At 62.1% G+C, this 14483-nt stretch carries 16 protein-coding genes and 1 other RNA gene; 10 read left to right on the plus strand and 7 right to left on the minus strand.

Annotated elements, in window-relative coordinates; genetic code table 11:
• Positions 1–9 precede the first annotated feature (9 nt).
• Positions 10–975, minus strand: coding sequence for a hypothetical protein (locus tag CTR55_RS06230; RefSeq protein WP_296285060.1), 966 nt, complete (start codon positions 973–975; stop codon positions 10–12).
• Between the two features lie 91 nt (positions 976–1066).
• Positions 1067–1966 (minus strand): GlxA family transcriptional regulator, encoded by a 900-nt coding sequence (locus tag CTR55_RS06235; protein ID WP_296286475.1) that lies wholly within the window; start codon positions 1964–1966, stop codon positions 1067–1069.
• A 252-nt stretch (positions 1967–2218) separates the two neighbouring features.
• Between CTR55_RS06235 and CTR55_RS06240 the strand changes: the two genes are divergently transcribed.
• On the plus strand, positions 2219–3364 hold the full coding sequence (locus tag CTR55_RS06240) for an acyl-CoA dehydrogenase family protein (RefSeq protein WP_296285061.1): 1146 nt from the start codon (positions 2219–2221) through the stop codon (positions 3362–3364).
• A gap of 100 nt (positions 3365–3464) precedes the next feature.
• Here the strand turns inward: CTR55_RS06240 and CTR55_RS06245 are convergent, their stop codons facing one another.
• A complete protein-coding gene (locus CTR55_RS06245) occupies positions 3465–4502 on the minus strand; it encodes an NADP(H)-dependent aldo-keto reductase (protein WP_296285062.1) in 1038 nt (345 codons plus the stop codon).
• A gap of 245 nt (positions 4503–4747) precedes the next feature.
• Here CTR55_RS06245 and rplM point away from each other — a divergent pair, with 245 nt between their 5' ends.
• From rplM to CTR55_RS06280, 7 genes are all read left to right on the plus strand, one after another.
• Positions 4748–5176, plus strand: coding sequence for a 50S ribosomal protein L13 (gene rplM, locus CTR55_RS06250; RefSeq protein ID WP_015475857.1), 429 nt, complete (start codon positions 4748–4750; stop codon positions 5174–5176).
• Between the two features lie 14 nt (positions 5177–5190).
• Complete coding sequence (rpsI, locus tag CTR55_RS06255; RefSeq protein WP_015475858.1) at positions 5191–5583, plus strand: 30S ribosomal protein S9; 393 nt, start codon at positions 5191–5193, stop codon at positions 5581–5583.
• Between the two features lie 249 nt (positions 5584–5832).
• Positions 5833–6426: a ubiquinol-cytochrome c reductase iron-sulfur subunit gene (gene petA, locus CTR55_RS06260; protein WP_296285063.1), complete on the plus strand. Its 594-nt coding sequence runs from the start codon at positions 5833–5835 to the stop codon at positions 6424–6426.
• Complete coding sequence (locus tag CTR55_RS06265) at positions 6426–7637, plus strand: cytochrome bc complex cytochrome b subunit (protein WP_015475860.1); 1212 nt, start codon at positions 6426–6428, stop codon at positions 7635–7637. The genes petA and CTR55_RS06265 overlap by 1 nt, the downstream gene beginning before the upstream one ends.
• Positions 7637–8419, plus strand: coding sequence for a cytochrome c1 (locus tag CTR55_RS06270; protein ID WP_296285064.1), 783 nt, complete (start codon positions 7637–7639; stop codon positions 8417–8419). Before CTR55_RS06265 ends, CTR55_RS06270 begins: the two co-directional genes overlap by 1 nt.
• 93 nt (positions 8420–8512) lie before the next feature.
• Complete coding sequence (locus CTR55_RS06275; RefSeq protein WP_296285065.1) at positions 8513–9130, plus strand: glutathione S-transferase N-terminal domain-containing protein; 618 nt, start codon at positions 8513–8515, stop codon at positions 9128–9130.
• An 11-nt stretch (positions 9131–9141) separates the two neighbouring features.
• Positions 9142–9546, plus strand: coding sequence for a ClpXP protease specificity-enhancing factor (locus CTR55_RS06280; protein ID WP_296285066.1), 405 nt, complete (start codon positions 9142–9144; stop codon positions 9544–9546).
• Positions 9547–9594: 48 nt separating this feature from the next.
• On the opposite strand, the gene CTR55_RS06285 is transcribed toward CTR55_RS06280, so the two are convergent.
• From CTR55_RS06285 to CTR55_RS06300, 4 genes are read right to left on the minus strand one after another with little or no spacing between them, the layout of a single operon-like run.
• The gene (locus CTR55_RS06285; RefSeq protein ID WP_296285067.1) at positions 9595–10173 is read right to left on the minus strand and encodes a BON domain-containing protein; all 579 of its coding nucleotides are present in this window, start codon (positions 10171–10173) and stop codon (positions 9595–9597) included.
• A complete protein-coding gene (locus CTR55_RS06290) occupies positions 10170–10763 on the minus strand; it encodes a phosphoheptose isomerase (protein WP_017518113.1) in 594 nt (197 codons plus the stop codon). The genes CTR55_RS06285 and CTR55_RS06290 overlap by 4 nt, the downstream gene beginning before the upstream one ends.
• Before the next feature lie 28 nt (positions 10764–10791).
• A complete protein-coding gene (locus CTR55_RS06295) occupies positions 10792–11169 on the minus strand; it encodes a YraN family protein (RefSeq protein WP_296285068.1) in 378 nt (125 codons plus the stop codon).
• A complete protein-coding gene (locus CTR55_RS06300) occupies positions 11166–12980 on the minus strand; it encodes a penicillin-binding protein activator (protein ID WP_296285069.1) in 1815 nt (604 codons plus the stop codon). The genes CTR55_RS06295 and CTR55_RS06300 overlap by 4 nt, the downstream gene beginning before the upstream one ends.
• Before the next feature lie 126 nt (positions 12981–13106).
• Here CTR55_RS06300 and rsmI point away from each other — a divergent pair, with 126 nt between their 5' ends.
• Positions 13107–13955: a 16S rRNA (cytidine(1402)-2'-O)-methyltransferase gene (gene rsmI / locus CTR55_RS06305; protein ID WP_296285070.1), complete on the plus strand. Its 849-nt coding sequence runs from the start codon at positions 13107–13109 to the stop codon at positions 13953–13955.
• Between the two features lie 40 nt (positions 13956–13995).
• Positions 13996–14352: RNase P RNA component class A (rnpB, locus tag CTR55_RS06310), an RNA gene on the plus strand.
• Positions 14353–14483 lie beyond the last annotated feature (131 nt).

Consider the following 14483-nt stretch of genomic DNA (forward strand, 5'->3'; position numbering starts at 1 on the left):
GGTAAAGAATCAGCGCTGCGCCATTTCCTGCTGCGCCTTCTTCAGCAATTGCTGGGCGTGGACGACTTCCAGCGCCTCCATGGCATTGATCGGTTTGATCGCCACGGCTTTCTTCAGTTGCTCCAGCGCCTTCTGTTCCTCGTCCTCGCCGTACACATAGCCCAGCGCGTTGGCGTATTCGTAGTGGCCGATGGGCAGATCGTCGGAAGCGCGGAAGGAGCGGGCGAAGTACTGCTCCATCTTGTCGGCGCTGACCCCGTAGGTCATCTTGCCCACCAGCTTGCCGACCTTGCGGATCACGCCAGCCTCATAGCCGCCGTAGAGCGCCAGGGCGAACGGCTGGTTCGGCTGCTGGGCCAGCAGGCCGTCCAGTTCCTTGGGAATCTCGCGGGTGTAGCCGCGCTTGAGCACCACCGGCACTGGCAGGTCCTCGGCCAGGCGCGCCTTGGCATAGGCGCGGCCGAACTGGGCGATAGGGTCGGCGTTGAGCAGCGGACCGGCCTCGTCGGTGTAGCGGATGACTTCCTCCAGCAGGCGCTGCTTCTCGTCCTGGTTCGGCGCGAGGAACAGGGCGTAGAGCACCTGGGCGAACATGCCCGGCACCTGCCCGCCGACGCCCAATGCGAGGCCGTCCTTCTTGGCCTGGGCGAAGTCACCACGGAACACCTTGCGCCACACGTCCTGCAGCTTCTCGGCGTAGACCTGCGCCTCTTCCGGCTTGCCGCTGAAACCGGTGCCGGCGATCACGGTCTTCTCCAGGGCTTCGGGATGCTTCGTGGCCATGGTCACCACCCAGTCCGCATCCGGGAAGGGGTAGTTGGCGCCGAAGCCTCGGGTCAGCCGCGGCCAGGCCTCACGCAGCTTGTCGCCGCTGTAGTCGAAGGCGCTCTGGTCGTAGGGGAAGGGTTTCCAGGTGTCGTCCGCCACAGCGTTCAGGCTGAAGACGGCCAGCAGGGCAAGCAGAAAGCGGCGCATGGCGATATCCCGTTGGGTTCTTGTTGTCGAAAACTGCCCAGATCATAGGGCGGCACCCGAGTCCATGAACCCATCCTAGGGATGGCCTGTTTCAGGTTTCCTTTTGTTCGTACTGGCGCCGGTAATGATTCGGCGACAGCCCGGTGTGCTGTCTGAACAGGCGGGCGAAGAAGCTGGCATCGTCGTAGCCGACTTCGTAGCTGATGGTCTTGATGCTCTTGCGGCTGGTGGAAAGCAGGTTGCGTGCGGTCTCGATGCGCAGCCGCTGCAGGTAATGCAGCGGCTTGTCGCCAGTGGCCGCCTGGAAGCGCCGCATGAAATTGCGGATGCTCATGCCGTGCTCGCGGGCGACGTCCTCGAAGCGGAACTTGTCGCAGAAGTGTTCTTCCAGCCAATGCTGGATCTGCAGGATCGCCGGGTCGTGGTGCAGTTTCTGCCCACCGAAACCCAGGCGGCCCGGCGTGTAGCTTCGTTGCACCTCATAGAGGATGTCGCGGGCCACGCCCTGGGCCACGGCGGCGCCGCAGAAATGCTCGATCAGGTAGATATACAGGTCGCGCACCGAGGTCAGGCCGCTGGCGCTGTAGATGTTGTCGGCGTCGGCGATGTGCTTGTCCTGGTTGAGCAGCACCCTGGGATAACGCTCGGCGAATTCGCGGAAGAAGCGCCAGTAGGTGGTCGCTTCCTTGCCGTCCAGCAGGCCCGCCTCGGCCAGCCAGAACACCCCGGACACTTCTCCGCAGAGTACGCAGCCCGCTGCGTGGCGCTCGCGCAGCCAGGGCATTACCTGCGGGTACAGCGTGAGCAGTTCGTCGAAGTCGCCCCAGAAGGCTGGGAGGATGACCAGCTCCGGATCGTCCAGGGCGCCGTGCACGGGCAGCAGGTCGCCGCTGAAGCTCATCACTGGCTGGCCGTCGGGGCTGACGATGCGGGTCTCGAAGCTGGGCTGCAGGCCGAGGCCCTGTTGGCGGCCATGGCGCAGGGCGGCCATGTGGAAGAAATCCTTGGCCTGCATCAGCGTGGAGCCGAAGACGCCATGGGTGGCGAGAATGCTGACACGGCGCAGCACTCGGGAAGCTGGATTGGGCATCGGTTCTTGTACTTCTTATGGATGTCTTGGCATGACGCTAAAGCGGTCATGCTGCGGCTGGATCGTCTTATTTTTTGGCGAAAGTGTCCAGTGCAGAGCGGTTCATGCTGGCCTACAGTCGGCATTCCAATAATTCCTACAATCGATTCGCAGGTGCACCGCATGATTCCTAGAACCCTGTTCAGTTCCGACCACGAGCTGTTCCGCGACAGCGTCCGCAAGTTTCTTGAACAGGAGGCGGTGCCCTTCCATGCCCAGTGGGAAAAGGACGGTCACATCGACCGTCAGCTGTGGAACAAGGCCGGTGAAGCCGGGATGCTCTGCTCGCACCTGCCCGAGGCCTATGGCGGCATGGCGGCGGATTTTCTCTACAGCGCCGTGGTGATCGAGGAGGTTGGCCGCCTGGGCCTGACCGGCATCGGTTTCTCCTTGCATTCGGACATCGTTGCGCCCTACATCCTTCACTACGGCAGCGAGGAGCTGAAGCAGCGCTACCTGCCGAAGCTGATCTCCGGCGAGATGGTATCGGCCATCGCCATGACCGAGCCGGGTGCCGGTTCCGACCTGCAGGGCGTGAAGACCACTGCGGTGCTGGAGGGTGACGAGTACGTGATTAACGGCTCGAAGACGTTCATCACCAACGGCTGGCTGGCCGATCTGGTGATCGTGGTCGCCAAGACCGACCCCAAGGCTGGCGCCAAGGGCACCAGCCTGTTCCTGGTGGAGGCCGGCACGCCGGGCTTCAGCAAGGGCAAGCGCCTGGAAAAGGTCGGCATGAAGGCCCAGGACACCTCCGAGCTGTTCTTCCAGGACGTGCGAATTCCCAAGGAAAACCTGCTGGGCAAGGACGGGCAGGGGTTCATCTACCTGATGCAGGAGCTGCCCCAGGAGCGCCTGACCGTGGCCCTTGGTGCGTTGGCCTCGGCCGAGGCGGCGTTGAAATGGACGCTGGACTACACCCGCGATCGCAAGGCCTTCGGAAAATCCGTCGCGGACTTCCAGAACACGCGCTTCAAGCTCGCGGAAATGGCCACCGAAATCCAGGTCGGCCGCGTCTTCGTCGACCGCTGCCTGGAGCAGCACCTGGAGGGCAAGCTGGATGTGCCCACGGCGGCGATGGCCAAGTACTGGACCACCGACCTGCAGTGCAAGGTCCTCGATGAGTGCGTGCAGTTGCACGGCGGCTACGGCTTCATGTGGGAGTACCCGATTGCCCGAGCCTGGGCCGATGCGCGGGTGCAACGCATCTATGCCGGCACCAACGAAATCATGAAGGAGATCATCGCCCGCGCGCTGTAAATGCCCATTCCTGTAGGAGCGAGCTTGCTCGCGAAGCGTCTGACGCCGCCAGCGCCCGACTAACCGTTCGCGAACAAGCTCGCTCCTTCAAAGGAGGGGTTTATGGCGCCGGGTTCGGCTGGTCCTTGTGGATCGCTTCGATATCGGCCAGCACCTCGTCAGAGAGCTTCAGGTCGAAGCTGTCTAAGTTGACTTCCAGCTGTTCGAGGTTGGTGGCGCCGATGATATTGCTGGTCACGAACGGCCGGCTGGTGACGAAGGCCAGGGCCATCTGCGCCGGGTCCAGGCCGTGCTCGCGAGCCAGGCTCACGTAACGGTCGCAGGCAGCCTCGCTCTGCGGATTGGTGTAGCGGGTGAAGCGGCTGAACAGGCTGATGCGCGCATTGGCTGGGCGCGCGCCGCCGAAGTACTTGCCCGAAAGCATGCCAAAGGCCAGGGGCGAGTAGGCGAGGAGGCCGATCTGCTCGCGGATGGCAATTTCCGCAAGGCCTACCTCGAAGCTGCGGTTGAGCAAGTTGTAGGGGTTCTGGATCGACACGGCGCGTGGCCAGCCGCGCTCCTGGGCGATCTGCAGGAAGCGCATGGTGCCCCAGGGCGTCTCGTTGGACAGGCCGATATGGCGGATCTTGCCGGCGCGGACCTGCTCGTCGAGGGCTTCCAGGGTGTCCTCCAGCGCCGTGAAGCCTTCTTCCTTGTGCTGATAGCCCAACTGGCCGAAGAAGTTGGTGCTGCGCTCGGGCCAGTGCAACTGGTAGAGGTCGATCCAGTCGGTCTGCAGGCGCTTGAGGCTGCCATCCAGCGCCGCAACGATATTCTTGCGGTCCTGTTTCGGCTGGCCGTCACGGATATGGCTGATGGAGTTTCCGGGGCCGGCGATCTTGCTGGCGAGCACCCAGTCGGCGCGATCGCCACGTTGGGTGAACCAGTTGCCGATGATCTGTTCGGTGCGGGTGTAGGTTTCCGCGCGCGGCGGAACCGGATACATCTCGGCAGTATCGATGAAATTCAGACCAGCGGCCTTGGCTCGCTCGATCTGCGCGAAGGCTTCGCTTTGCGTGTTCTGCTCGCCCCAGGTCATGGTTCCCAGGCACAAGGCGCTGACTTTCAGTTCGGTGCGGCCGAGCGGGCGGTACTCCATGCAGGTCTCCTCATGAAAACAAGTGCGTCATACAGTTGAAAATTCTGCCGGAATCTGCATAATTCCGCAGCCTTTCATCGGTGGGGGATGCCAAAGCCTGCCGATTGATACATCTAGTCGTTACGGACGCACACCGACCCGAGCCCCAATTCGTGTCTGTCTTCGGCTGTCCTTGACTTGTCAAGGCAACCACTGTCCAGTAAGATTCGCCGTCTTATTTTCAGGCGGCCCCTGAGGCTATACGAATGAAAACTTATACCGCGAAACCAGAAACTGTTAAGCGCGACTGGTTCGTCGTCGACGCTGCTGGCCTGACCCTGGGTCGTCTGGCTACCGAGATTGCTACCCGCCTGCGCGGCAAGCACAAGCCGGAATACACCCCGCACGTTGACACCGGCGACTACATCGTCGTCATCAACGCCGAGCAGGTTCGTGTCACTGGCGCCAAAGCTACCGACAAGATGTACTACCATCACTCGGGCTTCCCGGGCGGTATCAAGTCGATCAACTTCGAGAAGCTGATCGCCAAGGCTCCTGAGCGCGTCATCGAAACTGCCGTCAAAGGCATGCTGCCGAAGAACCCGCTGGGCCGCGACATGTACCGCAAGCTGAAAGTGTACAAGGGTGCCAACCACCCGCACACCGCTCAGCAGCCTCAAGAACTGAAGATTTAACGGGATAGCTCATCATGTCGGCGACTCAAAATTACGGCACTGGCCGTCGTAAGACCGCTACCGCTCGCGTCTTCCTGCGTCCGGGCACTGGCAAAATCTCCATCAACAACCGCTCCATCGAGCAGTTCTTCGGTCGTGAGACCGCTCGCATGGTTGTCCGTCAGCCGCTCGAGCTGACCGAGAACACCGAGAAGTTCGATATCTACGTGACCGTTGTTGGCGGTGGCGTAAGCGGCCAGGCCGGTGCGATCCGTCACGGTATCACCCGCGCTCTGATCGAGTACGACGAGACCCTGCGCAGCTCGCTGCGTAAGGCCGGCTACGTCACTCGCGACGCTCGCGAAGTTGAACGTAAGAAAGTCGGTCTGCGTAAGGCGCGTAAGCGTCCGCAGTACTCCAAGCGTTAATACGACGCTTCGAAAAAAACGCCCAGTTCTTTTGGACTGGGCGTTTTTTTATGTCTTCAATAAGTTCGTGCGGCAAGGTGTCGCATCTGCGCAGGCCGCGCGGCGCAAGGGTTCCAAGGGTTGCGTAACAGGCTATTACCTTGTCATCACAGGGGCTTTTCTTTACCATTTGGCGAATTTTTTGCGCGGCTCGAATTTTTACTTAAAAGCCTGAATTGAACAGGCTTGAAGCTGATGGGAGACGACTGAATGAGTAATGACGGCGTGAATGCAGGCCGGCGTCGCTTCCTTGTCGCGGCCACTTCGGTGGTAGGTGCGGCAGGAGCGGTCGGAGCTGCGGTCCCGTTCGTGGGGTCATGGTTCCCCAGTGCCAAGGCGAAGGCCGCTGGCGCGCCGGTGAAGGTCAACGTAGGGAAGATCGAGCCGGGCCAGCAGGTCGTGGCCGAGTGGCGCGGCAAGCCGGTATTCCTGGTGCATCGCACCAAGGAAATGCTGGACGCGCTGCCGACTCTCGACGGGCAATTGGCCGACCCCGAGTCGAAGGCGTCGGAACAGCCGACGTATGTCGATCCCAAGCTGCGTTCGATCAAGCCTGAACTGGCAGTGATCGTCGGTATCTGCACCCACTTGGGCTGCTCGCCGACCTTCCGCCCGGAAGTCGCTCCCGCGGACCTCGGTCCGGACTGGAAGGGCGGTTATTTCTGCCCGTGTCACGGCTCCCATTACGACCTCGCCGGCCGTGTTTACAAGGGGCAGCCTGCTCCTCTGAATCTGCCGATTCCGCCTTATACCTACGATGCTGATGATGTCATCACTATCGGCGTGGACCAGGAGAAAGCCTGATGAATAAGTTCATGGCTTGGGTCGATGCCCGCTTCCCAGCGACCAAGATGTGGGAAGACCATCTGAGCAAGTACTACGCCCCGAAGAACTTCAACTTCTGGTACTTCTTCGGCTCGCTCGCACTGTTGGTCCTGGTTAACCAGATCCTCACCGGTATCTGGCTGACCATGAGTTTCACCCCGTCGGCGGAAGAGGCATTCGCTTCCGTCGAGTACATCATGCGAGATGTAGATTACGGCTGGATTATCCGCTACATGCACTCCACTGGTGCATCGGCGTTCTTCGTGGTCGTCTACCTGCACATGTTCCGTGGCCTGCTGTACGGTTCGTACCAGAAGCCGCGCGAGCTGGTGTGGATCTTCGGCATGCTGATCTACCTCGCCCTGATGGCCGAGGCCTTCATGGGCTACCTGTTGCCCTGGGGCCAGATGTCCTACTGGGGTGCCCAGGTGATCATCTCGCTGTTCGGCGCCATCCCGGTGATCGGTGAAGACCTGTCCCAGTGGATCCGTGGTGACTTCCTGATTTCCGGCATCACCCTGAACCGCTTCTTCGCCTTGCATGTGATCGCACTGCCGATCGTCCTGCTCGGCCTGGTCGTACTGCACATCCTGGCGCTGCACGAAGTCGGCTCGAACAACCCCGATGGCGTGGACATCAAGAAGAAGAAGGACGAGAACGGCATTCCGTTGGACGGCATCCCGTTCCACCCGTACTACACCGTGAAAGACATCGTCGGTGTCGTGGTCTTCCTGTTCGTCTTCTGCACCGTGATCTTCTTCTTCCCGGAAATGGGCGGATTCTTCCTCGAGAAGCCCAACTTCGAGATGGCAAACCAGTTCAAGACCCCGGATCACATCGCCCCGGTTTGGTACTTCACGCCGTTCTACGCCATCCTGCGCGCCGTTCCAGACAAGCTGATGGGCGTTATCGCCATGGGTGCCGCCATCGCTGTGCTGTTCGTGCTGCCATGGCTGGACCGTAGCCCGGTTCGCTCGATCCGCTACAAGGGCTGGCTGAGCAAGATCTGGCTGGTGATCTTCGCGGTGTCGTTCGTGATCCTCGGCTACTACGGCTCGCAAGCGCCGTCGCCGCTGGGCACCACCCTGTCGCGCCTGTGCACCATTCTGTATTTCGCCTTCTTCATCCTGATGCCGTTCTACACCCGGATGGAGAAAACCAAACCGGTTCCGGAAAGGGTGACTGGCTGATGAAAAAGCAATTCGCTGCATTTGTTCTGGCTCTGCTGCCTGTCTTCGGCTTCGCCGCCGAAGGCCATGGCCCAGCCCTTGATCGCGTCGATATCGACCTGACCGACAAGGCTGCCATGCAGGATGGCGCGCGTACCTTCGCCAACTACTGCATGGGCTGCCACAGCGCCAAGTTTCAGCGTTATGAGCGTGTCGGCCGTGATCTGGGGATTCCGGAAGAGCTGATGATGAGCCACCTGGTGTTCACCGGGGCGAAGATCGGCGACCACATGGACATCGGCATGAAGCCGGCTGACGCCAAGGTATGGTTCGGTGCTGCGCCGCCGGACCTGACCCTGGTTGCCCGTGTTCGCGGCGCCGACTGGCTGTACACCTACCTGCGTTCGTTCTACGAAGATCCCAAGCGGCCTTGGGGTGTGAACAACAAGGTCTTCCCGAACGTCGGCATGCCGAACGTGCTGGTGAGCCTGCAGGGTCGTCAGGTCGTCGGCTGCAAGCAGATTCAGGTCGTCGAAGACGGCAAGAAGCAATACGATCCGCTGACCGGTACTCCGATCACCCACGAGGCCTGCGATCAGCTGACCATCGTGCCGAAGTCCGGCCAGTTGACCGAAGCTCAGTTCGACGAGAAGGTGAAGAACCTGGTGACCTTCCTGGCTTATTCGGCTGATCCGAACAAGCTGGATTCTCACCGCATCGGCACCTATGTCCTGCTGTTCCTGGCCTTCTTCTTCGTATTCGCCTACCTGCTCAAGCGCGAGTACTGGAAAGACGTCCATTAAGCGACATCCGTAGTAGTAACAAGCGCGCGCCCTACGGGGCGCGCGTGCGTTTTTCTACCTCCCACAAGAAAATCCTGCGAGGAGGCGCGCGGCATGGCCGCAATCAATAAGCTCACCTGCTTCTCCGACCCTTCCTGCCATTACAGCCATCGCGTGCGCCTGGTCCTGGCGGAGAAGAGCGTCGTCGCCGACATCATCGACGTACCAGCTGGCAACATTCCGGCCAAGCTCGCCGAAGTAAACCCTTATGGCAGCCTGCCGACCCTGGTGGACCGCGATCTCGCGCTCTACGAGTCGACGGTCGTCATGGAGTACCTCGATGAACGTTATCCACATCCGCCGCTGCTGCCGGTCTACCCGGTGGCCCGCGCGAACAGCCGCCTGCTGATGCATCGCATCCAGCGCGACTGGTGCAGCCTGGTGGACCGTATCCTCGATACCCGCCGCAAGGATGCCGAACGCGCCTTGGCGCGCAAGGAATTGCGTGAGAGCCTGACGGGTGTTTCGCCGCTGTTTGCCGACAAGGCGTTCTTCCTCAGTGACGATCTGAGCCTGGTGGATTGCTGCCTGTTGCCGATTCTCTGGCGTCTGCCGATCCTGGGTATTGAACTTCCGCGACCGGCGAAGCCTCTGCTGGACTACATGGAGCGGCAGTTTGCGCGGGACACTTTCCGTGCGAGCCTGTCCTCTATCGAACGTGATATGCGCTAAGGAGCCTGATGATGAACTCCAGTCGTCCCTACCTCGTGCGAGCCCTCTATGAGTGGATCGTCGACAACGGCTGCACGCCGCATATCCTGGTGAACTCCGAGTACCCAGGCGTGCGCGTGCCGCCGGGCTATGCCAGCGACGGCCAGATTGTGCTCAACGTTTCGCCGACCGCGGTGCGCCACCTGCAAATGGATAATGAGGCGGTCAGCTTTGAAGGGCGTTTCGGCGGCGTTGCCCAGAACCTCTATGTCCCGTCCCAGGCCGTGATGGCCATCTATGCGCGGGAGAACGGCCAGGGCATGGTCTTCGACCTGGAGCCGCCAGTGCCGACTGATGACGAGGATCTGCCGGATGACGGTCCCTCGGATGAGCCGCCGCGCCCCAGTGGACGGCCCAGTCTCAAGGTAGTGAAATAAAAAAAGGCGACCCTCGGGTCGCCTTTTTCATGCCTGCGATTCGGCCAGTCAGTCGATGTACTCGAACAGGCGGACGATCTTCTGCACGCCATCCACGCTCTGGACTACCTGGGTAGCCAGATCGCCTTCGCGGCGGGTGACCAGGCCCAGCATGTAGACGATGCCGTTCTCGGTCAGAACCTTGATGCGGGTAGAGGGCACGTTCGCGTCGGCGAGCATCTGGCTCTTGATCTTGGTGGTCAGCCAGGTGTCGTTGCTGCGGGCGGCCAGGGATGACGGCTGCAGGATCTGCAGCTCGTTGTGCACGGTCTTGACCTTCTGCACTTCCTTGGCAGCCTGCTCGGCCTTGTTCTTCAGGTCGGCGCGGGGCGTCTGGCCGGCCAGCAGCACCACGCCGTTGTAGCTGATAACCACGACGTGGGAATTGCGGTCGAGGTCGGGATCGGCCTTGGCGACGTTCACTGCCACCTTGGTTTCGATCAGCGAGTCGTCGATCTTGCTGCCAAGGGTGCGGGTGCCCTTGTCATCGTCGATCGGTTTGTCGCGGGTGGCGCTGACGAAGCTGCTGCAACCACCCAATGCCATGGTCACGGCCAGTGCGGCTGCGATCAGAGGGGTACGGGTCATTCTTCACTCCCGAACAGTTGACGGTCGATAAGGTCGCACAGGCAATGGATGACCAGCAGGTGGACTTCCTGGATGCGCGCGGTGACCTTGGCCGGGACGCGGATTTCCACGTCTTCGGGCAGCAACAGTGAAGCCATGTTGCCGCCGTCGCGGCCGGTCAGAGCTACGACAACCATTTCGCGGTCATGTGCGGCCTGGATAGCCTGAATGACGTTCGCCGAGTTGCCGCTGGTGGAGATCGCCAGCAATACGTCGCCAGGCTGGCCGAGAGCGCGGATCTGCTTGGAGAAGACTTCGTTGTAGCTGTAGTCGTTGGCGATCGAGGTGATGGTGGAGCTGTCGGTGGTCAGGGCGACCGCCGGCAGGCTCGGGCGTTCGCGCTCGAAGCGGTTCAGCAGTTCGGAGGAGAAGTGCTGAGCGTCGCCGGCGGAGCCGCCGTTGCCGCAGGAGAGAATCTTGCCCTCGTTGAGCAGGGCATTGACCATGACCATGCTGGCCTGCTCGATATGCGGGATGAGCACCTCGGTGGCCTGTTGCTTGGTCTCGATGCTGGCATGGAAGAGCTGGCGGATACGGGATTGCATGTCCATCAGGTGTGACCTTTCGTCGGGCGTCTGATCAGGTGTCAAAAGCGTTGGGAATCCAGTTCAAGTGCCCTGCGGAGCCTGGGGTGCGAGCGTCGATGGCGACGACGTCGAACCGGCACGGGTGGCTGCTCCAGCGGGCGTTCTGTTGCAGGAAGAGTTCGGCGGAGATGGCCAGGCGTTGACGCTTGCGCCAGTCCACGCTTTCCAGCGCTCCTCCCCAGGCGGAATGCCGGCGGGAGCGAACTTCGACGAATACTACTGTATCGCCGTCCAGCATGACCAGATCGAGCTCGCCTCGGCGGCACGTCCAGTTCTGCGCCAGGAGGCGCAATCCATGCTGTTCCAGATGGGCCAGGGCGGCAGCTTCAGCCTGCTGCCCGGCCTTCTGGGTGGGGCTGTTGCCGATCAAATACCGCTGTTCTCCAGCGGCTGGACCTGGCCGTTCTTGAACTCGGCCCAGGGCAGGCGGCGCTCGACGCGCTGACCGGCGCTGACGCTCAGGGTGCCGGTCAGGCCATCCACCTGCATGCTCGGTACGGCCTTGAGCTCCGGCAGGCGCGGGGCCAACTGGTAGGCGTCGGCGCCCATGGCATACAGGCGGCCAAGGCTGCCATTGGCCGCCGGCCACTGTGCGGCGACCTGCTGGCGCAGGGCGTTGTTGGGGTTCAACAGCCAGGGGGTTTCGCAGAAGCGGATGCCGTTCAGGTCCTGGTCCTGTGCCGGGTTGTTCACGCCGGTATACAGGTTGGAGGTGGCGTAGACCGGCAGGTCGCCGGCGTACTGGAAGGCCAGGGTCGGTTTGATCTGGCGGGCCTGCTGCGGAGTGGCGGCGAGGAAGATGAAGTCGATGTCCTGGCGGCGCGACGGCTGGGTGTCGACACTGCTGTCGAGTACGCCTTGCAGGCGTTTGGCGCGGCCTTCGCTCTGGCGCAGTTGCAGCAGGTCGGCGATCTGGCGGGCCAGTTCGACCGGCTGGTCGACGTGCTCGGCGGCAATCAGGGTGCCGCCGGCGGCCTGCCAGTTACGGCTGAAGGAGGCCAGTACGCGATCGCCCCACTCGCCCCGCGGCACCAGGGCCACGGCGCGGCGCATGCCGTCGTTCCAGGCGCGGTTGGCGACTTCGCGGGCTTCGTCCTCGGCGGACAGGCCGAACTGGAACAATTGGGCTGGACCTTCCTGGCTGCTGTCAGCGTAGTTCAGGGCGAGGGTGGTGATCGGCAGCTGTGGTTGGCTGCTCATCTGCTTGACCAGGTTCTTCTCCAGCGGGCCTACCACCAGTTGCACGCCGTCGGCCTGAGCTTGGCGGTAGAACTCATCCAGCGAGCGCACCTGGGTGCTGTCGTAGAGCTTGATCGCCGGCTGCGCCTGGCCGCTCTGCTGGGCCTGGTAGTGGGCAGCGAGGAAGCCATCCTGCAGGGCGCGGGCGACGGAGGCGAGCTGGCCTTGCTGCGGCAGCAGCAGGCCGATCTTGTTCAGCGGCTGGGCGGCCAGGGACTTCAGCTTGGTCAGGGCGTCCGGCAGTTGCTTGGCGGCCGGGTGATCGGGGTTCTGCGCGACCCAGTTGTCGATGTTCGACTGCTGTTCCTTCAGGGTCGAGGAGGACTTGGTGATGCGCGCCAGCTTCAGCCAGCCGTTCAGGTCGCCTTCGTTGCTGCTGGCTTGCATTTGCTCAAGCGGCAGGCTGGACACCAGCTTCCAGATTTCTTCGTGGTTGGCCTTGCTGGCCTCGGCATTCAGCAGCGGATCGATGAACACGCGTTCGCGGGCTGCGCTCAGGGTCTGACCGTCGGCGGCCAGGGCCAGGGACTTGACCATGCCGGCGCGGGCCTGCAGGTCCACGGGCATTTCGCCCAAGCGCTGGAAGCTGGGGTTGTCGAAGGCCTTCAGGGCAGCCTTGGTTTTATTGCGGGCCAGTTCCAGCTGGGCACGCAGGGTGCTGGCGAAGACCTGCTGGGCCGGCTTCAGGCTGTCCATCGGGATCTGGTCGAGGATCTGCGTGGAGCGGCCGATGTCCTTCTGCTTGTAGGCCAGGTCGGCGGCGGACAGGCGCAGGACGGAGGCCTCGTCGGGCTTGGCGGTGGAGGCCTGCTGCAGCAGCTGTTCGATGCTGGCGTCCGGGGAGCGCGGCAGTTCGCCGAGACTGGACGACGGGGAGGACGCACAGGCGGCGAGCATGCCGGCCAGGAACAGAGCGGATAGCGGACGCAGGCGAGCGATCATATCGGGCTTCTCGTGACGCATTCAAAGAGCTGCCGATTGTACCCAAGCGGCGAGGGTGGCGCGATGGCGGGTGGCGGAATCGGGATACAATGCGGCTTTTTCAGATACTTCCGGCGAGGTTGGCGCGTGACCCTTGGCACTCTCTATGTGGTGGCTACTCCCATTGGCAACCTGGATGACATCAGCGCCCGGGCGCTCAAGGTGCTGGCTGATGTGGCACTCATCGCGGCCGAAGACACCCGGCATTCGGTGCGCCTGCTGCAACACTTCGGCATCCAGACGCCGCTGGCGGCCTGCCACGAGCACAATGAGCGGGAGCAGGGCGGTCGTTTTCTCACCAAGCTGTTGGCCGGTGAGGATGTCGCGCTGATCTCCGATGCGGGCACGCCGCTGATTTCCGATCCGGGTTACCACCTGGTGCGCCAGGCGCGTGCGGCGGGTATTGCCGTGGTGCCGGTGCCGGGCGCCTGTGCGTTGATTGCAGCGCTCTCCGCAGCTGGCCTGCCGTCGGATCGTTTCGTCTTCGAAGGCTTCCTGCCAGCCAAGGCTGCTGGCCGTCGGGGGCGCCTGGAGGCGCTGCTGGAGGAGCCCCGCACGTTGATCTTCTACGAAGCGCCACACCGCGTACTGGAGTGTATCGAGGATATGGCGGCGGTCTTCGGCGATGAACGGCCGGCGCTGCTGGCCCGCGAGCTGACCAAGACGTTCGAGACCCTGAAAGGGCTGCCGCTGGGCGAGTTGCGCGAATTCGTCGCGTCCGACAGTAACCAGCAGCGCGGCGAATGCGTGCTACTGGTGGCTGGCAAGCCAGCGCCGGTAGGGGATGAGGCGGTGGATGCGCAGACCTTGCGGGTGCTCGATCTGTTGCTGGCGGAACTGCCGGTCAAGCGTGCTGCGGCGCTTGCTGCCGAGATCACCGGGGCGCGCAAGAACCAGCTCTACCAGCTCGCGCTGGAGCGCCAGGGTAAGGCTTGAGCTTGTCCTGAGCGTCGCCAGGCGCTAATCTTGCGGACTGAGAGTCGATTGGACAGTCGCTGTTCCGTGGTGTTCCATCACGGGATGGAGGAAAGTCCGGGCTCCATAGGGCAGAGTGCCAGGTAACGCCTGGGAGGCGCGAGCCTACGGAAAGTGCCACAGAAAATAACCGCCTAAGCGCGCAAGCGCCGGTAAGGGTGAAAAGGTGCGGTAAGAGCGCACCGCACGACTGGCAACAGTTCGTGGCTAGGTAAACCCCACTCGGAGCAAGATCAAATAGGAACCTATTGGCGCGGCCCGCGTTGGGTTCGGGTAGATCGCTTGAGGCATTCAGTGATGAATGTCCCAGAGGAATGGCTGTCCTCGACAGAACCCGGCTTACAGATCGACTCTCAGCCTTTTTCTCCACTTCTTCCCACATGACCATTTGTCGCTGACCGGAAGAAGTTACAAACTTAAGAAATCACTTTAAGTATGAAAGCCCAGTGTTTTGAAAACACTGGGCTTTTCTCTTTTCTAGTGCGTCAA

It is taken from the genome of Pseudomonas sp. (assembly GCF_002796985.1).
Classification (GTDB): domain Bacteria; phylum Pseudomonadota; class Gammaproteobacteria; order Pseudomonadales; family Pseudomonadaceae; genus Pseudomonas.